We start from the raw sequence: 19,415 nt of genomic DNA, 5'->3' as shown, positions 1-19,415 counted from the left end.
TTAGTAAGACAATTAAATTTTAGAAATCACGGGAAAGGTTAAAGAAGAACCGGCCTTCTTTTTCCCTGTTCATACTGTAAGTAAACTTAGCTACAATATTATAAAAGGTAATAATGTCCAGGCCTGTACCGGCCCCTGTAAGCCAACGATTGCCCAGTTGGGTATTACTTAGCTCAGGATAATGATTTTTGATATAACCTGCATCAGCGAAAGTGTTGATATACACCGCTAAAGGAATGGTGTTGAACTGGCGAATAGGAATCCAGTCGAACTTTTTTTGCAGAGCGAATAACTTGAATTTTGCTTCACTTTTCCAGAGAGCATAATCTTGTCCGTCGACTACGTAAAGCTCATAACCCCGCACGAGATCATTGCGGAAACCCAAACCGGAGGTTTGCAAATAGGGTTGTTTCTTAGGAAAAGAAAGCCGTGCTTTCACCCCTGTATTGGCATACCATCGCGGAGAAAGCGCAAAATACTTTCGATAAGCACCATACAAATAGGCAGTATTGACATCGTCGGAGGGAAGAAGTCCTATTTTGGAGATCTGAAGGCCCCCGCTTTGGCCTCTTAGTGGGTATTGGACGTTATCCCTCTTGTCGTAACTATAACTGTAGGTAAGTTGAAAATACTGCTGCCGGGTGCCCTCCTGTTTGAAGTAGTTGGGGTTTAAGGCGGCGATCGTGTCGGATATGGTGGTGGTGCTCCAGCGAAAGTCCAAGGAATGGTAACTATAGAATTTGTTCCGCCGGGTCAGATTAACGAAGGTATAGAACCTGCGTTTATTAATATCCTCACTGTTAAAATAACTCAGTTTGTCATTCCATGTACGGAAAGCAGTCGTTTTATTAATGGAGTAGGAGGCACCCAAGGTAATCCCTGTCTTTTGGGCTTTGTCTATATAAGGAAGAGAGTAGGCAATGTCAAATTTTGGTACAAAACCAAACTCGGCTAATACCTTAAGTTTGTCGGCTCTGCCAGTCAGATTTCCATAGCTAAAATAAGCCCCATAGATAGTTCGACGAATGTCCCTCTTACGGTCGTACCACCACTCGTTAAAGTTTCGGTCGGCAAGCTGAAAAACCGGTAAAAAAATAAAATACCAACGCTCTTTGACGACTACCGTTATGTCTGTCTTGGAACTGTCGCTATTGAAGCCTAATTGCATGTCGACAGTGACAAATAGGTTGGTATTGACAATTTTTCTACGGTCGATCTCCAAAGCTGTGGCCAAAGCTAAGCTATCGAATTCGTCACCGGGAACGATGGCCATCTCCCGTCGGATTATGGATGATCGTGTTTTTTCATTTCCTTCAATGTAAATATTTCCTATTTCAATTGCCTTTCGGAGCGTATCGGCCGACTGACCGTAGCATTGTGAGATCCCAGAGGCTCCAAGGAAAGTCAGGGCTCCTATTAAACTGAGTCGCAGTTTAAAAAAATAATAAAAATATATGGGCTTGGAGAACAAGGGATTTATTGCAATTGATGGTGTAAAGTCATGCAAAAGTACGGCTTAATTGCCATAAGCCTAAACGTATAGCAACTTTTTCAATAGACCCGTAAATGCTAAGAATAGTAAGAATAGTGGAAACTATTTTTATCGAAAATTAAAGGGAAATAGTCCAATATCAATAAGCAAGAGTATCATAAGCACAAAAAGCAACCAACACGATGTCACGCACAAGGGCCGAAATATTGATAAATAAAATGCTCAATAATAATCTAACTGCAAGTGAGTTAGAGGAATTTTTGAAAGGCTTCGATAATGGACAACAGGAGCAGATTTATTCCGAAATATTGGAAAAATATTTTGATGGGCTATTAAAGCAAATGGAACAGGATAAAATAATAAAAAAATAAGTCATTTAGATCTGGAGGTCTAATTTTGCCTATATGGTGAAATATTTAAAGGGTTTATTAGTGAGGAAAATGAGGTGAACCTCAGTTAGGTTAACGAAAATGCGGAAATCTATATTCTTAAAATCATCTTCGGTGTCACTATTGGTACCTATAAAATAGAAGAGACTTGCATGATTGTAAATTTGGTTTTTGAAAGTAGTCTCTTTTCTAAAATAGGGAGTATACTGGTAAATAATGACTGAAAATAAGGCGGTTAGCTCTTACAGAATTTTTCGAAAAAACTCTACCCATATATAAGTATTTAACGATTTGATAACATAACTCTCCTATGAAATGAAGTGAAAACTAAGTTAGTACCAACAGGCTTGTGGGTGAAACCAAAAATATATGATTGAAAAGGTTATCATTTCACAAGCGTCGCCTAAATCGATGTCTTACTCTTAACAGAATTCAAACTAAATAATACTGAAAAGCTATTTCAATTTTTACTTACCAATTCAATTGATTCGATATGAAAACAAGTTTTATCTCTAAAAATACGCTGAGGCGTTGGGCGGTCATGTCCTTAATGGCAGGCTTACCGGCATCAGCCTCCTTAGCCGCACCTGGGTTGGGAATCGTTAAAACGGTTGATAAAACCATCACTGGAAAAATTGTCTCCCAGCGCGATGGCACCCCACTTCCAGGCGTAAATGTTGTTGTGAAAGGTAGCCAGATCGGTACCTCGACGGATGCTTCAGGGAAATTCAGTATCTCCGTAAGTGAAACCGGAAACCCTATTCTAGTTTTCTCCTTTATTGGCCATAAGAGCAAAGAAATAGAGGTAGGGAACAAATCGGTGATCGATTTGGAGCTGGAAGAAAGTAATGAAACGCTAAACGAAGTGGTGGTTACTGCCTTAGGCATTAAGCGCGATGAGCGTTCATTGGGGTACTCTGTCGGCAAGGTCGATGGAGCAGATATCAGTCGGGTAGCTCAGGAAAATGTTCTGAACTCCTTATCGGGTAAAGTGGCTGGGGTATCCATCAGTCAGACGGGCGGAGCGGGTTCTTCGGTGAGTATGGTCATCCGTGGAGCTACTTCTCTAAGCAGCGATAACCAACCCTTATTCGTAGTAGATGGAGTTCCCATTGCCAATACCTTGAATAACGTGAGCCAGATTGGTAACGACAACAAGGTGGATTATGGTAATGCCATTTCCAGTATTGACCCCAATAACATTGAAAGTGTGTCTATCCTGAAAGGCCCTAGTGCAGCGGCACTTTACGGTTCACGTGCAGGTAATGGAGTCGTACTGATTACGACAAAAAGTGGTAGCAACGCCAAGAAAATGACGGTAACCGTTAACTCTAACACGGTGTTTGATAAGCCCTACAAATATTTGGATATGCATACAAAATTTGCAACGGGTATATTGCCTTTCACACCTGATAATAACCCTTATCCCGGTGGTACTTTAATAATTGATGAAGCCTCTGCGGGGGGAGTTGGTCCGGAGCTAGACAAAGGATATAAGGCTATCCAGTGGAATAGTCCTAAGGACGCTAATGGGAATCCAATACCTACAGAGTTAGTTTCGCATGCTGATAATGTGAAAAATTTTGTTAGAACAGGAATTACTACTACCAATGGGGTGTCGGTGATGAACAGTACTGATCTGATGAATTACCGCCTTTCCTATTCCAATATGACTAATCGCGGGATTATCCCTAATTCAGACCTCTACCGTAATTCGATTAGTTTAAACACTACTCTAAAATTATCCAAAAAGTTATCGTTAAGTTCAAATATTGATTTTAGCCGTAATAATTCGAATAATCGCCCATCTTCCAACCGGGGTACCAACCCCTTACAGTGGGCATATGCAGTATCTCCACATATCGATATCCGTGATCTAAGAAATTATTGGGTAGATGGGCAGGAGGGCTTGACCCAGCTTTCACAAGGACCAGGTAACTATAATAATCCTTATTTCTTAGCCTATGAAGTAAATAATAGTTTTACCAGGGACCGTGTGTATGGAAACATGAAACTAGACTACCAGATTACTCCTTATTTGAGTTTAATGGGACGTTTTGCATTGGATACCTATCGGGAAGAGCGGCAGACAAGGATTGGAAACAGCTATACAGGCGAACCCCGTGGAGCCTATGGGGTGATCAATTTGGATCGTTACGAACGTAATGCTGACTTCTTGGCGACTTATCAGCGCGATTTCAATGATTTTAGTCTATCCGTTTCTGCCGGAGGTAATTCTCGCTATCAGAAAAATGGAGATATTAACTCGTCATCCAAAAACAAAACGGGTCTGATTATTCCAGGCTTGTTCAATCTGTCTAATATTGCCCCTGCCGATCTGAACTACAGTAGTTACCTTTCTGAAAAGGCGGTATTCAGTGCATATGGATTGGCCAATTTTGGTTATAAGGACATGATTTTCCTGGATGTTACGGCTCGTAACGACTGGTCGAGTACACTTCCTAAGGAGAATAGATCTTATTTCTATCCTTCGGCCTCTTTGAGCGTGTTGTTGAACGAAATGCTACCCTTGTCTAATCAGGTTAGTCTGTTGAAGCTTCGTGGTGGTGTAGCTCAGGTGGGTAACGATACCAACCCCTATGCACTTCTGGCAACCTTAGGCAATGCTGGAGCTTGGAATGGCATAACTCGTCTGACCAAATCTGGACAAATTCTGCTTCCTGACCTGAAGCCTGAAATCGCTACTTCCTATGAGGCCGGTATCGATGTGAATCTATTCAGAAACAAATTGCGTTTCGCAGGGACATACTATATGGTAGAAAACCGTAACCAGATAATCCCCACAGCTTTACCAGGTTCATCGGGTTTTACTTCCAAAAATATCAACGCGGGTTTGCTCGTAAGTAAGGGACTTGAATTGCAGCTGGGTGGTACTCCAATTGACAAAAACGGATGGAGATGGGACGTAACAGCCAACTGGTCTCGTAACCGTACAAAAATTAAGGAGCTTTCCGATGGTTTAAGTTTCTATACCCTTTGGGGCGATGCCAAAGGTGGAGCCTGGACTTATGTTGGTGAGACTATAGGAGATTTGTACGATGCTGAGTTGGTTACCGTGACCGATAAAAATTCACCTTATTATGGCTATCCAATTTTGGATGACGAAGGCTCCTGGCAATCAATCTCTTCTGGCAACACCAGAAATAAAATCGGTAATTTCAATCCAGATTTTATGTTGGGCATGCAAACTTCTGTTTCCTATAAGGGTTTTAGTCTAAACATGACTTTCGACTGGAGGAATGGTGGGGATTTCGTATCTCAAACCTATCGCTATGGAGAGTCTGATTTGAAATCACAACGTTTCCTTGACAATTTGATTAATCCAAATGGGTTAACAGGAGATCAACTTCGAAATCATTTGGTTAATAACGATATGGTAATAGTAAAAGGCAATAAGTTCAATATTGTCGGTGGACCTACGGCCGAATATGGAGGCTTTCCTTTTGAATATGGAGGGAATACCTACAATTATGCCGTATTTAATCCAGGTGTATTTGCTGAATATGATTCAGAAGGAAATATCTCTGGGTATACTGAGAATTTAGGAGGATCGGGAACAAAGTACATTCCTTATGGTGATAACTACCCTTGGAGTTTTATGCGTGCCGCAACTTTCGATGCATCCTTTATTAAATTGAGAGAAGTATCAATAGGATATGATATCCCATCGGCTTTAGTAAAGAAGCTAGGTATGCAGAGTGCTAACATAGGAGTTTACAGTCGTAATATCATTCTTTGGACAAAAGCCAAGATTGGCATCGATCCTGAAATGGCCTTCCAGCAGGAAGCTAGTCCCCAGGCTGGTACTCAATTCAAGCAAGGGATTGAGCGGTACAACGTCACTCCCTGGGTGATCCCAGTAGGTTTCAAACTAGGACTTACGTTCTAAGAAATAACATTCCCGTTTATTTATAATATAAACCATTATGAAAAATATAAATCGAACCATACTCTCGATATTTGCCCTGGCCATGATCACCTTTTCATGCAAGGACTTATCAGAGATCAATGAAAACCCCAACGGGGTGGCTCCGGAAACGGTAAACCCGAACCTGGTCATGCCAACGGTGCTGACAGAGGCAGGTAAATTATATCTTAACTTGGGCTATCAGGACATCGCCGGGGTGGTACAACACACCCAGAAGGATGCCTGGGCCGGGGGACATAACGACTACGACTGGGGCGGTAGCCAGAGCTGGAATGGGTATTACGACGTTCTCCGCAATAATGACCTGTTGTATACTCGTGCCGTAGAAAATAAGTTTGAGTTTCACCAAGGGGTAGCCCTGGTAATGAAGTCCTTCATGTTCGGATTGATTACCGATTTATGGGGTGATGCGCCCTATAGCAAGGCCTTGAACGGAGAAGATGGTAAGGTAGAAGATATTTTGCCAGCCTTCGACGATCAGGAAGCTATCTACACGGGTATTATTGCCGATTTGGAAAAAGCCAATACCTTGCTTTCCAAGTCAAAGGCAGAATATCAGGGAATCGTGGATAATGTAGATGTATATTATGGAGGAAATCCTGTGAAATGGCGTAAGATGGCGAACTCCCTGTTGCTTCGTTACTACATGCGTATTTCAACGAAACTTCCGGCGGTATCCAAAGCAGGGGTGGAGAAAATACTGGCCAATGCGGCTCAATATCCGATCATCACCGATGTAGCCGATGATGCGACCATGGCCTTCCCTGGAAATAATGAAGGAGATTCCTGGCCGGCCAATACGGTTACTGATGCCAGCGGAAGTAATTACAGGAGAATTAAAATGTGCGCGACGCTGGTAGAAAAATTACAGGATTATAAAGATCCGCGTTTAGGAATTTGGGCTAATAAGGTGCAAATACCACTGGTGGTGGACGCTAACTTACCCGCCGGAACGGATAAAATAGAGAATGGCAAACGTTATTTGGCACCGGACAAGGTGGGGACTGCGCTGATCGATACTGATCCTGAGTACGTGGGCTTACCCCCAAGTTTCTCTTCTTTGCCTTCGGCTTATAACCTTAACCCAACTCCCGGTCAAACTTCTTACAACCCCCATGTTTCCTTCTTAAACGATATCTATAAAGCTGCAAAGGGAACCTTATTAAAGGCCCGACTGATATCGGCCGCTGAGGTGAATTTCATTCTTGCGGAGGCTGCACTAAAGGGTTGGTCGGTTGGAGGTTCCGCTAAGAACTATTATGAAGCCGGTGTGAAAGCTTCCTTGACTACCTGGACGGTAGGTGCTGCTTATGCTAATTATATAGCACAACCTGGTGTGGCATTTGACAATACAGTGAAACAAGTGATCGAACAGAAATGGATCGCCAGCTGGACTGCGGCTGCTGAGGCCTGGTTTGACTACCGTCGGACTGGCTTCCCCAATTTAAAAGCTGGACCTGCTGCCAAAAGACAGGCACTTCCTGTTCGCTTTTATTATATGCGTGAGGAGTTAAATATCAATGCAGATAATGCTGCTGCAGCTGTTTCCAAACTGGAAATAACTACATTCTCTCAGGCCGACAAAGAAAATAGCGCCTGGTCTAAAACCTGGTTGAACAAAGGGACCAGTATACCCTGGTAATTAATAATTTGCTCTAAGCTGGACTGAGGCTGCTCTTAACCGAAGCAGCCTCAGTCGTTTTAGGAATCACTTAAATTATACCATTTTCAGATGCATAAAATCCGATTGATTTGGATGTTTGTCTTGCTGGGTATATCCGCACAACTGGCAGCAGGGCAGCAACTCAAGGTGGGCGCTTCCGTTCGGACCATTACCCCGAAACCACTGTTGCCCGTTTCTGGTGGAGTAGGCAACCCATCTCCGGCCACTATGCAGAAAGGGGACCTTTTCGTTCGCGCTATGGTTCTGATTAAAGGTAGCCTCTCCATAGCCATCGTTAGCATTGATAACCTGGGCTGGCCAGCGGCATTGGGAGACCGGTCCCGAAAGTTGATATCCAGAATTCTTCCAGAAAATATTCTGATAGGAGCCACACATACACACAGTGCGCCAGATGCCTATGGTTTCCCCGATGACAAAGGAAATGTATCGGCCGACTTATCCTATATAGAATTTTGTGTCAAACAGATAGCAGAGGCGGTAAATGAAGCCATAGAAAATGCCCAGCCAGCCGCCCTCCGCATTGCAGTAGGTGAGGCCAAGGGCAAAATCGCCTATAACTACTACGCAGATGCACTATACGATCCCCGATGTGGCGTTATTCAGGCAATAGGCCTTCAAGGGGCGGATCAACAAAAGGTAATCGCCACCTTGGTCAATTATGCCGTGCATCCAGAGGTTATTGGAGCGGGAAGGGGAATCCTGAGCCCCGATTTATGTGGCCCGCTTTATGCTCGTATAGAAGAGAAGGTAGGCGGCATAGCCGTCTTTATGAACGGTGCTCAGGGTGGCATGGTTACGGCCGATAATAGAAAAGATGGTGGAGGTGAAGAAAATGACTATTTGGAGTGTACCAGAATAGGAAATCTGTTGGCCGATGAAGCCTTGCGCATCATAGATCAGGCACCATTACAATCCGATCCAGGATTATTCATCGGAGCGCGACGTGTCGACTTTCCCATCGACTCCCCTTTGATGCAATATATTCTTAGCAAATCGCCACTGAAATACAATTTGCCAAAGCCTGGAATGATTAGTAGCCAGGTGAATCTGCTCAATATCGGCACGGCACAAATCCTCTCTATTCCCGGGGAGGCCCTGCCCAACATTGGTTTCTACCTTAAGAGAAAAATGAAAAGTCCACATGCTTTCCTCCTGGGCCTCACCAACGATGCTTTTGGATATATGCTTACCAAGGTCGATTTTAACAGTTTTAAACGTTATGACTATGTCAGCCGAACGAGTCTGGGGGAGAATACTGCTGAAATATATATGGCTGAAGTGCTAAAGATGATTGCAGATGCACCAATGCCGGACCAATTGCCCAAATAAACAAGAAACCCAAACCTTTTTTAAAAAATGAAAAATACGAGAACCAACCACTTGCTTTTTATCATAGGCTTTTTCCTGGCTTCGTGTGTGACGGGCTTTGCCCAAAAGACCATTACTCCCGAAACAGCATTGGAAAGCTATTTGGAAAATGGGGACCAATCATTTGAATGGACCTTAAAAGATTCATTTAAACTAAAAGATGTTACCATTTACAATCTGCATTTGACCTCTCAGAAGTGGCGGGAGTTTACCTGGACGCATCAATTGACCGTAATCGTACCAGATAAAATTCAACATGATGGTGCGCTTCTATTTATTACCGGAGGGAAAAATAAGGATGGTGTGCCAGATTGGTCCGACCCTAGGAATGATAAATTGGTTAATGGTCTGGCTCAGGTGGCTCAAACGAACAAAGCCATAGTAGCCCAACTTCGCCAGACACCCAACCAGCCCAATTTTGATGGGCTGACCGAAGATGCCTTGATATCGTATACCCTTCATAACTTTAAGAAAGATAAAGACTATAGCTGGCCTTTATTATTCCCCATGGTCAAAAGTGCGGTGAGAGGGATGGATGCGTTACAGGAGTTTGCAGGCCAAAATTTGAATCATTCCATAAAACGATTTGTAGTTTCTGGTGCCTCAAAACGTGGCTGGACGACCTGGCTAACGGGTGCCAGCGATAAGCGGGTGGTGGCTATAGCGCCCATGGTAATCGATGTGTTGAACATGCCCATTAGCTTAGACTATCAGATGAAGTCATGGGGAGACTATAGTATTCAGATCGAGGATTATGTAAAACTTGGCATACCTCAGTCGACAGGAAGTGCCGATGGCAAGGCCTTAACGACGATGATCGACCCCTATTCGTATCGTAAAAAGTTGACGATGCCTAAAATGATTTTTATGGGTACCAACGACGAATATTGGGTTGTAGACAATATTAAAAATTACCTGAAGGATATACCGGGTCAGAATATGCTTCATTATGTGCCGAATGCAGGACACGATCTCAATGGAGGTAAACAGGCCATAGAGGCTCTAGGTTCTTTCTTTGGAGCTACCCTCACCAGTACCCCGTATAATCAATGCGACTGGACGCATTCGGTTACCAGCAAAGGCGTTCAGCTCAATATCAACACGACGGCAGACAAACTCGTAGATGTGATTGTATGGACTGCGACCTCGCCTGACCAGGATATGCGCAATGATACCTGGACCAGCAAAAGCTTGGATATTAATAATAAATCGAAGGTTATAGTTCATGAAGCCTTTCCTAGTTCTGGTTTTAAGGCATTTTATGTAGATCTGAAATATAGGGATGTCAATGGGCAGACCTATACAGAAAGTACGAGAGTATTTCTTGCCAAAGAAAAACAGCTACTCTAAACCAATTAAACAATAACCCATTAATTTGAATTAAAGAAATGCTCCAAAAGCCATTGAAAACGATACAACCAGCAAAACTATTTTATGTTCTGGCCTTATTATCACTCGCAGTACCAAGCTGCAAGCCATCCCAGAACTCCTCATCGAGATCGGTAAAAAATGTGATTGATGAAGTGGTGACCAGATTTTATAATGATTTCACTCCTGCCCAACTGGATACTATTGGTCAAGATTTTATTGTGGAATATCTTAGCCAGGAAGACCGGGAGGTACTGTCCACCGGATACCAAACATTTGAAGTAAATGTCCCAGTTACTGTATCTTTAATGCGGGACAAGGAACAGAAAGTAGTTCCTTTCTGGCTGGAGCGTGCTGGTTTCAAACGTACCGAAATGGTTGTAACCAATGAGCATAGCACTTACGAAGTCTGGCAAAAAGATTTTGACAAAGGTCCTGTCAGGTTAGGAATCAACGGTTTCGATAAGCACCGCCCCGTTTATTTTATATGCATTGGACCAAAGGACCCCTCCGAGCGTTTGGAGATTTCTCAGGTAGTGCCAGAAAAGTATAGTATAGAAGTGATGCGGAAAGGAGCATTTACCTATCACGACTGGGATAGTCTAATCCTGGAAGAAGTTCCCCCTTCTCTGGAAGGACAAATGCTTTTTACCACCGTAAGGGGGAGGGCACGAGAAGCGCACCTGGTAGGTGCTTTCCGGAATACGGTGAGCGTTTCCAGTGAGATGCCCGATCAGCTCTTGCAGACCTGGAGTGGCGATCCCACTACCACTATGAATATTCAATGGAGAACCAATGACAAAGTGCCGGCTGGAATGCTGCGCTACTGGATCGAAGGGCAGCAGGATACCTTGCAAACGGAAGCGAGTTTATTTAAAATGGAAGATCGGCTATTACAAAATGATCGATATGTTCATCGTTTCACTGCCAAACTAAAAGATCTGCATCCAGGGAAAACCTATCATTATCGTGCTGGAAGTGTCAATGGGAAATGGTCGGAAGTGGCTACGTTTTCTACCGAGCCCGATGTTGAAGCCGGTTTTTCTTACGTCTGGTTCGGGGACACGCACTATTCCCCCGTCTGGGGCGATATGATCCAGAAAGTGCATAAGCGTCATCCTGAAGTGGCTTTCTACTCCATTGCAGGAGACTTGGTAAGTACAGGTTTGCACCGAAACGAATGGGATGAATTCTGGAAAAATTCAGGGAATGTTTTTCAGTACAAACCCCTTATGCCCGTGCCAGGTAACCATGATAGTCAGGATGGTCTGGGTTCGTGGATGTACGAGGAGCTTTTTAGTCTTCCCGAAAATGGACCAGTTGGAGTACCCAAAGAGGTGACCTATGCGCTCGAATATCAAAATGCGCTCTACTTACAAATTGACGGGACACAACCCGTAGACGAGCAAACGGCCTGGATTGAGGAAAAACTTAAGAACTCTAAAGCGACCTGGAAGTTCGCTATGTTTCATTTTCCTCCTTATAACTTCGTAGAGCCTTATGACGAAATTCGTGAGAAATGGTGCAGCTTATTCGATAAATACCATGTCGATATGGTGATGAGTGGTCATATGCATTACTATTTACGTACCAAGCCCATGTTTAACAACCAAGTGGCGGCCAACCCTTCTCAGGGAACAATTTATTTGATGTCGATCAGCATTCCAGGTAAGCAGGATGAATGGCTCGATGAGGACTATGCCGTAGTGCGTTACCCCGATGGGCCGCTTTATCAGCATATGGCAATCAAAGGAAATACGCTGACTTACCGTGCCATGGATCCAGATGGAAATGTTAAGGACCAGCTTGTAATCAAAAAGTAAAAAGTATATTCTGAAAATCATCTTAAAATGTTTAAATCAATTCTATTATCCCTATCGTTGGGACTGTATTTCCTTCCTGTTCAGGCTCAAAATAATGTCGATAAAATCAGAGAGGAATTTCTAAATGCAAACTCCAGTTCGATATTGGTAGCCTCCCATAGGGCTGTGCATCACGAGGCACCCGAAAATTCTATTCCTGCTATTTTAGAAGGTATTCGATTGGGTATAGATATTCTTGAAATCGACGTGAAGGTTAGCAAGGACGGAGTGCCCATGCTGATGCATGATGGAACGATCGATCGAACGACCAATGGTACTGGAGATTTGGAAGAACAAAACTTTGAGGATCTACGGAAGTTGCGACTGAAAGCACAGGACAAACTCACCAATGAGAAAATACCTACATTGGAGGAGGCTTTGCTGGCTGCCAAAGGGAATATCCTGGTAGACCTTGACCTTAAAACGGATCGGATGGAAGAGGTGATAGCGGTGATACGTAAGACAGGCACCCGAGATATCGTTTTCTTTTTCGACAGTGATTATGAAGTGCTTCAAATGATCGATGAAGCCGACGAGCAGTTTATGATAATGCCCCGAGCCTATAACGAAGCCATGGCCGATTCCGCTATCCAACTCTTTAGCCCCGAAGTGGTACATATCGACAGTAAGTTTGACAGTCCTCAGGTGGGTCAGCTGATAAAGGGCAATCACGCCCGAATCTGGATCAATGCCTTAGGTAAGTTGGACGAAGAGATTAGAAAGGGCGACGTAAATAAGGTGATTGATACGCTTACCGAAAACGGAGCAAATATTATCCAGACCGATGAACCTGAAAAATTGATGAAGGCCTTAAAGGCTAGGCAGCTGCATTGGTAATAGCAGGCCTCTGGCAGAAAGAGTTTTTCTTTGCTGCCAGAGGGTCCAAAAAAAATAGTATTGGAATTACCCAGACTGTAAAGTCTAAAATTATTGGGTTTACAGGGCGGATTTAACGCCAGGTATAATTGATAGCATTAATCAATTTTCAAATCGTGGTGTTGCAGCAATCCTATTAAATTGGAGCGGGAGAACCGGGCCTTTTTAACACGGTTCCGGTCTGGATTGATCTGAAAGTTTTCAGCGGAACGGAAATCGCATTTTTCCAGGATGCTTTGTTCGAAAATAGCATTACGAAGGTCGCTGCCGGTAAAGCTAGCGGCTGTCAAATCGGCACCTGTAAAGTCCGCTTCCTGTAATGAACAGAGATTGAAATCCGTTTTTTTTAAGTTTAAACCATAAAAAGACGACAAGTTCAGCATACAGCCCTGAAACGAAAGCGACAGCAGAAAAGGGTTGCAAACTTCAAAATGCAGGCCTAGCAACTTGCACTCCCGGAATTGGACCCATTTCAAAGAGGTCTTGGCCAGATGGGCCATCGTAAGGTTGCAGCCTTCAAAAGTACAGTCGGCAAAGGTATAGCCCGACAGGTTGCATTCAGAGAAGTCACAGTTGGTAAAGCTGCAGGTTTCATATTCCCCCTTCGTAAGCGGTTCAGTCGTGAAATTCTTGTCGTTAAAGTCCAGGTCTTCGAAATAGGTCATAGCAAGATATAAGTTCGTTTCTCAAGAACGGAAATCTTTCATTATCGAGCAAAATTAGACACCGCTAATAACTGTGCCTTGCTTTATTCCCCCCCCCTATTCGAACCTTCCAAACCGTTCCTGCAAATCGTGCAGGTCATTGGCCTCGGTGATGGAGTCTTTGCCGGCTTGATGGACCATTTTAGCGTGGCGCAGGATGGTTTGTTTATGGCTTTTGTCTTCGGTTAGCAGGTACATGGTGTAGAAGCGCTCCATAAGTCGAATCAGAATGGTGGGGCTACCCGTGCCGTATTGCCTGATGAGGTTATAGGCCGCATCCATGGCTCCATCGAAGGATAATCTTTTGGTACTCACTCGAACCACCTCTTTTGAATCATACAGATAGCCTTGAGGGAAGTGAATTTGGGCCATATAGGAAAGGGGTACCGTCAGCTGATCGATACAGGTCAGGGCAGTGTAGGGATCGTTGACGCCCGGCGAAAGGGCCCGTGCCGCTATCTCTACCAGCTGATGGATGGCAAATTCAACATCTTGGGCTGGACTCCTTATTTTTCCTATAATAAGCGAATCGATTACTGCATCGGACTCATTTTCAGTCACCGGTTTATGTCCATTAATCAATGCCAAGGTAACTCCAGCAATTAAAAAATCTCCAGGACGATAATGCATTTCCAGCATTAGACCATGATCCTCTGCAAAATCAACAAGGGAGTCATAATCGATGGCCTGTAGATAACCGTTTTTCTCGTTACGAACTGTTTTTCGGTATAAGTATGTTTCTTTTGCTTGTTCGAAATTTTTTTGTTCGCTAAATACCATCTTCTGATCGTTGTTGGGCAGCTCCTTGCGAACGGCCTTAACTAATTGCTGACTGATATCCGATATTACCTTGTCGGCTTGAATGCTGACTGAGGTATGGTGTATAAAAATGATCAGCAGGATGACATTGCCGATGGTGAGAAGTTCTGCAAATAGAATAGATAGATTGGGGACAAACAGATAATCGCTCTCCGAGTGAACGGCTTTCAGCACTATCAGACAGAATACGAAGGTAGCGATGAAGGTGCCTAGGACTACCTGGTTGAGCCGGTCATACATAAAGTTGCGCAGAAGGCGAGGCCCAAACTGTGAAGAGGCCAGGGTAAGGACCACCAGAGTAATGGAAAACACGGTGGTTGCCATACCGAGCATGGCACTGGCAATGGTTGAGAGTACGGTTCGGGCCGACTCTGCACCGCCCGAAAGAATAAACCAGATCAGTCCGGAAGTTGGCATATAGGACCATTGGCCATCCACAAATAACAAGAGAAAGGCCATTCCCATAGCGGCAAATATGATTACCAAGGGTAGGAACCAAAAGCTGGATTGTAAGGCATCCAAAAAATATCTGATCTTTGTTTTCATGGTTTCGACTGGCTCCTTGTTTTGAAAAATTATTCCTACAAATCCCGCTCCAATGGCAACCTCCTGGAACTCAAAAGCCAAAAGATTGACAGTGGAAAAGGTACGAATAATTCGGAGTACTCCCTAAAAACTTACGGATAGTACCTTGGCAAGGTTCAGCCTCTCTAGGCAGTCAGGGCCTTTTGTATTTTGACAATGGCCCTAGCGAACGCCCCGATGTCCTCTGCTTCTCCTAACATACCATGTTGTAATATCCACACTGCATCTTGATAGCAGGCCTTTTCAGCCTCTGGGCAATAGGTCTGGCTGTAGTCCGCAGTTTCTGGAATAGCGTAACACATAAAATTCTTGTTTTGAAAGAGGGGCTGTTTATAAAGCGGCTCCGGGTAACCTTTGAAACAAGGCACCCCTTCTGCTCCCAACATTTCTACAAAACGATTTTTTGGGGTACCTCCGAAAAACTCAGGATCATATTTAAAAATAAAAATATGGTAACTGTGCAGGTTTTCTCCATGTCCTCTGGTCAGCGGCGAAATACCGTCCACGTCAGCGAGAAGTTGACTGAGTAATAGTCCGTTTTCATTTCGTTTCAATGTCTGTGCCTCTAAGCTTCGCAGTTGTAAGGAGAGCAAAGTAGCTTGCATTGGAGTAATGCGGTAATTGCAGCCGGGATTATAATGTTCATACCACTGGCCCCCATCGATACGGCCCACATTGCGCAGCGAGCGTATGGTGGCATACAGGTTTTCATCGTTGGTTACCACCATGCCACCTTCACCTGAGGTGAGGTTTTTGGACGACTGGAAGCTAAAGCTGCCCGCATGGCCTATAGAACCAAGTTTACTTCCTTTATAGGACGCTCCATGTGCATGGGCCGCATCTTCGATCACCTTGAGGTTATATTTACCGGCAAGGGTCATGATTTCATCCATCTGGCAGGCTTGTCCACCGAAATGTACCGGTATGATGGCCTTGGTGCGAGGAGTAATGGCTGCTTCAATCAACCGGTAGTCCAGATTATAAGTTTCTGGATCAATGTCGACGAAAATGGGGACACAGTTGCACTCTATCACCACCGATGCGGTGGCAATGAAGGTATAGGGAGGAACAATGACTTCATCACCGGGCTTAACCCCACAGGCGATTAGGGCAAGCCTTAGCGAAACGGAGCCATTGACACAGGAAACGGCATATTTACTTCCGCAATAGGCAGCAAACTCTTCTTCAAATTTGGCTACCAATCCGGTGCAATCTGGATTGCCCCATTGGCCACTGGCCACCACCTCGGCAACGGCTTTTATTTCTTGTGCGTCGAAAATGGGCCAGCTAAATGGTGTAGTGACCTCTTTGGGACCTCCGTTTATGGCAAGGTTGCTGAGCATATGGGTGTTAATAGGGTGAAAGTTCTAATAAATATTACGGTGTTTTTGAAAGATAGGACTATTGATCCTGCCCTATTGGGCTCTGCCTCTCATAACCAGGTATTTAATTATGCACCGTTCATACCTCTCTCTATAGTAGTACAATAGCCTTTTTAGGAAATGGAGACGTATTGAAAGTAAAGTCTCCGGCATTGGTCCGCTGTCTATAATCCTCTTTAATCACTTTAATATTTATTAATGATGAATCAACGATCCTGGTTAGCAATGATAGTAGTAGGGATGTCTTTGGCAACAGCCTGGGCGATCAGGGGGCAGTTTGGTCATGAGCAGGGAGCGGCTTGGGCTGGGGGAATAGGGGGGCTGGCGGTGGTGCTCCTAGCCAAAAGGGCCGACTGGTATGCGAAAGCTCTTCAACTGTCTCTTGCCTCAGCCATAGGTTGGGGCGTGGGAGGCATCATTAGTTATGGCATGGTGGTCGGTTATGGTCATTCCTCTTCTTTTCTAAATGCCTATTATGGTTTAGGGATGCTGTTCGTCATAGGAGCTCTTTTCGGATTGATTGGAGGAGGGATGTTCGGCCTGGTGCTTTCCGATAATCCCGAACATCGAGTGTCCTGGTCTCAGGTGATTGTAGAAATGACAACAGGCGCTATTATATTTTATTATTTTTTGATTGAACAACTTGGCTGGCTAATGACCCCACCACGCTCCGAAGCATGGGCTGCTTGTCTGGGAATGGCTATAGCCTTATTTTGGTATATGCTGCGAAACGGTCACAAAGGGGCTTTAAGAGTCGCTATTTTTGCGGGACTGGGTGCGGGCTTCGGATTTTCTTTTGGAAATTTCATTCAGGTCATCAGTAGAGAGTCGGGAATTCAATTTAATTTCTGGAACGTGATGGAGTATTCCATAGGCTTTTTTGGAGGACTGGGTATGGCTTATGGTACTTTTACAACGCCATGGCCCCAGATAACCACAAAGGTAGATCGCAGTAAATTGATTGTTCCCCTGGCAATACTCGTATTAATTATTCCCTTCCTGATATGGGAACAGTCCTTTGGCAGCGAACGACTTTCTAAAATGGTAACTGAACTGTCGCCATTGACCGACGCATCGGCCTTGGCACTGAAAATACAGTGGATGGCTGCCGTTCTTATTCTAGGCTCCACCGCCTACTGGTTTTATTATTTCCTTATAAAGAAAAATAAAACTGATCTGCATTTGAAATACGAAGATTTAAAGATATTCTTCTTCAGCAATCTGGGGGTCTATACCGTCTTAAGCATACTAATAACCGGTGCCTTCCTGAGTGTTTATCGTATTGAACAGTACCTCTATATCCTTAATATGATGGTGATAGGTTTTTTGATCGACCGATTTTATCCGGACTTTAGTTCAAGGGGGTTTAATTGGACTCGGTGGGCCATAAATCTGATATTTATTCTGGTGGTAATTGCCCTTTTTGCCGCCGTGGCTATTCAGACTCATGATGAGCTTCCAAATGCCCACGACAGATTTTAATTTGACTTTGAATTTCGGTTACGGCGCTGTTTCTCCTAGATGGACAGCGCTTTCTTCATTCAGTCCTTGGTTGTTTATGGGACTGAACATTTACTGTTGGCGCAGTCAATTTTGTCAAAATTACTTACATTGGAGAGGGAAGGCATATTGTTTGCAAGCCTGGTTACATTCCATCGATTGAAAACTTAACCCAAAGTAGAATGAAAAGCGAAAATATCGTTATCAAGAATAGGAGAGGGCATTCTTTAAATGCCTATCTGGAATTGCCTGCCAACCAGAAACCCAACCATATCGCAATTTTTGCCCACTGTTTTACCTGTAATAGTAATTTTAATGCCGTTAGAGACATTAGTCGCTCACTTACCAATCATGGGTTTGGTGTTGTCCGCTTCGACTTTACAGGATTAGGAAAGAGTAGCGGAGCCTTTTCTGAAAGCCATTTTTCAGCTAATGTAAGCGATTTGTTGGATGTGCACCAGTATCTGAAAGACCATTACCAGGCTCCCAAATTATTGGTGGGGCATTCATTGGGTGGGGCGGCCGTATTAGTGGCCGCTAGTCAGCTGAAGGAAGTTGAAGCCATTGCCACTATTGGAGCTCCCGCTCGAGCCGATCACGTAAAACATCTTTTTACCGATCAGCTACAGGATTTGGACGAGGATGAGGAAGCTACAGTATCCATAGGTGGTCGGCCTTTTCATATTAATGGGCGATTTATAAAAGAATTAGAAGAAGCCAATATGGAGGAAGTAATTGGTAAGCTTCGGAAACCATTATTAATCCTACATGCCCCTTTCGATAAAACGGTAGGAATAGAAAATGCCCAGCAGATCTATGAGCTGGCGCATCACCCTAAAAGCTATATTTCTCTGGATGGTGCCGACCATCTATTATCTAAGAAAGAAGATAGCACCTATGTGGGAGACATGATTGGCATGTGGGTAAACCGTTACATTCCTCAACAGACCAATCAGATGCTGAGCACCGAAGGCGAACAGCTGGTTGCCCACCTGAATTTACAAGAAAATAATTTTACCACCAATATGCAAACCGCTGCACACGCCCTGCTGGCCGATGAACCCGCATCGGTAGGCGGAGACGATTTCGGGCCTTCACCCTACGATTTCGTTGTTGCTGGTTTAGCAGCATGCACAGCTATGACGGTAAAACTATATGCCGAACGAAAGAAATGGGCCTTGGAAGAGATTTTTGTATATGTTACTCATGATAAAAAGCATAAAGATGATCTGAATGAGGGGAATGAACCCGCTGGTTTTTTGGATCATATCACCAAGAAATTGAAATTTGTAGGTGATTTGGATGAATCCCAACGATTGAGACTCGTAGAGATAGCCTCCAAATGCCCCGTCCACAAAACCTTAGAGAATCAGGTTGCTTTTGACTCCGAGTTAATAAAAGCTGAGGATTAATATCATAAGAATTTTAACATATTGA

13 protein-coding genes are annotated in these 19,415 nt (G+C 44.0%); 9 read left to right on the top strand and 4 right to left on the bottom strand.

Annotation, left to right across the window (positions count from 1 at the left end):
• Nucleotides 1–19: 19 nt before the first annotated feature.
• Nucleotides 20–1,471, bottom strand: a complete 1,452-nt coding sequence (locus X939_RS0118280; RefSeq protein ID WP_025764729.1) for a BamA/TamA family outer membrane protein — start codon at nt 1,469–1,471, stop codon at nt 20–22.
• A gap of 203 nt (nt 1,472–1,674) precedes the next feature.
• Between X939_RS0118280 and X939_RS23700 the strand changes: the two genes are divergently transcribed.
• The 7 genes from X939_RS23700 to X939_RS0118245 all read left to right on the top strand — a co-directional run bounded on the left by X939_RS23700 (nt 1,675) and on the right by X939_RS0118245 (nt 12,949).
• Nucleotides 1,675–1,863, top strand: a complete 189-nt coding sequence (locus X939_RS23700; RefSeq protein WP_025764728.1) for a hypothetical protein — start codon at nt 1,675–1,677, stop codon at nt 1,861–1,863.
• Nucleotides 1,864–2,374: 511 nt separating this feature from the next.
• Nucleotides 2,375–5,791, top strand: coding sequence for a SusC/RagA family TonB-linked outer membrane protein (locus tag X939_RS0118270; RefSeq protein WP_025764727.1), 3,417 nt, complete (start codon nt 2,375–2,377; stop codon nt 5,789–5,791).
• A gap of 37 nt (nt 5,792–5,828) precedes the next feature.
• Nucleotides 5,829–7,472, top strand: coding sequence for a SusD/RagB family nutrient-binding outer membrane lipoprotein (locus X939_RS0118265; RefSeq protein WP_025764726.1), 1,644 nt, complete (start codon nt 5,829–5,831; stop codon nt 7,470–7,472).
• 90 nt (nt 7,473–7,562) lie between these two features.
• Nucleotides 7,563–8,843 (top strand): hypothetical protein, encoded by a 1,281-nt coding sequence (locus X939_RS0118260; RefSeq protein ID WP_025764725.1) that lies wholly within the window; start codon nt 7,563–7,565, stop codon nt 8,841–8,843.
• A gap of 27 nt (nt 8,844–8,870) precedes the next feature.
• Nucleotides 8,871–10,232: a PhoPQ-activated pathogenicity-related family protein gene (locus X939_RS0118255; RefSeq protein ID WP_025764724.1), complete on the top strand. Its 1,362-nt coding sequence runs from the start codon at nt 8,871–8,873 to the stop codon at nt 10,230–10,232.
• 53 nt (nt 10,233–10,285) lie between these two features.
• Nucleotides 10,286–12,073, top strand: coding sequence for a purple acid phosphatase family protein (locus X939_RS0118250; RefSeq protein WP_229236099.1), 1,788 nt, complete (start codon nt 10,286–10,288; stop codon nt 12,071–12,073).
• Nucleotides 12,074–12,100: 27 nt separating this feature from the next.
• Complete coding sequence (locus tag X939_RS0118245) at nt 12,101–12,949, top strand: glycerophosphodiester phosphodiesterase family protein (RefSeq protein ID WP_025764722.1); 849 nt, start codon at nt 12,101–12,103, stop codon at nt 12,947–12,949.
• Nucleotides 12,950–13,086: 137 nt separating this feature from the next.
• Here X939_RS0118245 and X939_RS0118235 read toward each other — a convergent pair whose 3' ends face one another.
• The 3 genes from X939_RS0118235 to X939_RS0118225 form a co-directional block, all read right to left on the bottom strand.
• The gene (locus X939_RS0118235; protein ID WP_025764721.1) at nt 13,087–13,653 is read right to left on the bottom strand and encodes a pentapeptide repeat-containing protein; all 567 of its coding nucleotides are present in this window, start codon (nt 13,651–13,653) and stop codon (nt 13,087–13,089) included.
• A gap of 96 nt (nt 13,654–13,749) precedes the next feature.
• On the bottom strand, nt 13,750–15,057 hold the full coding sequence (locus X939_RS0118230) for a DUF2254 domain-containing protein (protein WP_025764720.1): 1,308 nt from the start codon (nt 15,055–15,057) through the stop codon (nt 13,750–13,752).
• 164 nt (nt 15,058–15,221) lie between these two features.
• A complete protein-coding gene (locus tag X939_RS0118225; protein ID WP_044199993.1) occupies nt 15,222–16,439 on the bottom strand; it encodes a DegT/DnrJ/EryC1/StrS family aminotransferase in 1,218 nt (405 codons plus the stop codon).
• A gap of 237 nt (nt 16,440–16,676) precedes the next feature.
• Between X939_RS0118225 and X939_RS0118215 the strand changes: the two genes are divergently transcribed.
• Nucleotides 16,677–17,960 (top strand): hypothetical protein, encoded by a 1,284-nt coding sequence (locus tag X939_RS0118215; RefSeq protein ID WP_025764718.1) that lies wholly within the window; start codon nt 16,677–16,679, stop codon nt 17,958–17,960.
• Nucleotides 17,961–18,160: 200 nt separating this feature from the next.
• Nucleotides 18,161–19,390, top strand: coding sequence for a bifunctional alpha/beta hydrolase/OsmC family protein (locus X939_RS0118210; RefSeq protein WP_025764717.1), 1,230 nt, complete (start codon nt 18,161–18,163; stop codon nt 19,388–19,390).
• The last annotated feature ends 25 nt before the right edge of the window (nt 19,391–19,415 follow it).

The organism is Dyadobacter tibetensis Y620-1 (assembly GCF_000566685.1).
Classification (GTDB): Bacteria; Bacteroidota; Bacteroidia; order Cytophagales; family Spirosomataceae; genus Dyadobacter; species Dyadobacter tibetensis.
The sequence above is the reverse complement of the archived record's forward strand: the minus strand, read 5'-3'. Positions and strand labels throughout refer to the sequence as shown.

Excerpts from the sequence above, each read along its gene's own strand:
- X939_RS0118210 (WP_025764717.1), top strand. The coding sequence starts at position 18,161 with ATGAAAAGCGAAAATATCGTTATCAAGAATAGGAGAGGGCATTCTTTA.
- X939_RS0118225 (WP_044199993.1), bottom strand. The coding sequence starts at position 16,439 with ATGCTCAGCAACCTTGCCATAAACGGAGGTCCCAAAGAGGTCACTACA.
- X939_RS0118215 (WP_025764718.1), top strand. The coding sequence starts at position 16,677 with ATGATGAATCAACGATCCTGGTTAGCAATGATAGTAGTAGGGATGTCT.
- X939_RS0118265 (WP_025764726.1), top strand. The coding sequence starts at position 5,829 with ATGAAAAATATAAATCGAACCATACTCTCGATATTTGCCCTGGCCATG.
- X939_RS23700 (WP_025764728.1), top strand. The coding sequence starts at position 1,675 with ATGTCACGCACAAGGGCCGAAATATTGATAAATAAAATGCTCAATAAT.
- X939_RS0118270 (WP_025764727.1), top strand. The coding sequence starts at position 2,375 with ATGAAAACAAGTTTTATCTCTAAAAATACGCTGAGGCGTTGGGCGGTC.
- X939_RS0118245 (WP_025764722.1), top strand. The coding sequence starts at position 12,101 with ATGTTTAAATCAATTCTATTATCCCTATCGTTGGGACTGTATTTCCTT.
- X939_RS0118235 (WP_025764721.1), bottom strand. The coding sequence starts at position 13,653 with ATGACCTATTTCGAAGACCTGGACTTTAACGACAAGAATTTCACGACT.
- X939_RS0118230 (WP_025764720.1), bottom strand. The coding sequence starts at position 15,057 with ATGAAAACAAAGATCAGATATTTTTTGGATGCCTTACAATCCAGCTTT.
- X939_RS0118255 (WP_025764724.1), top strand. The coding sequence starts at position 8,871 with ATGAAAAATACGAGAACCAACCACTTGCTTTTTATCATAGGCTTTTTC.
- X939_RS0118260 (WP_025764725.1), top strand. The coding sequence starts at position 7,563 with ATGCATAAAATCCGATTGATTTGGATGTTTGTCTTGCTGGGTATATCC.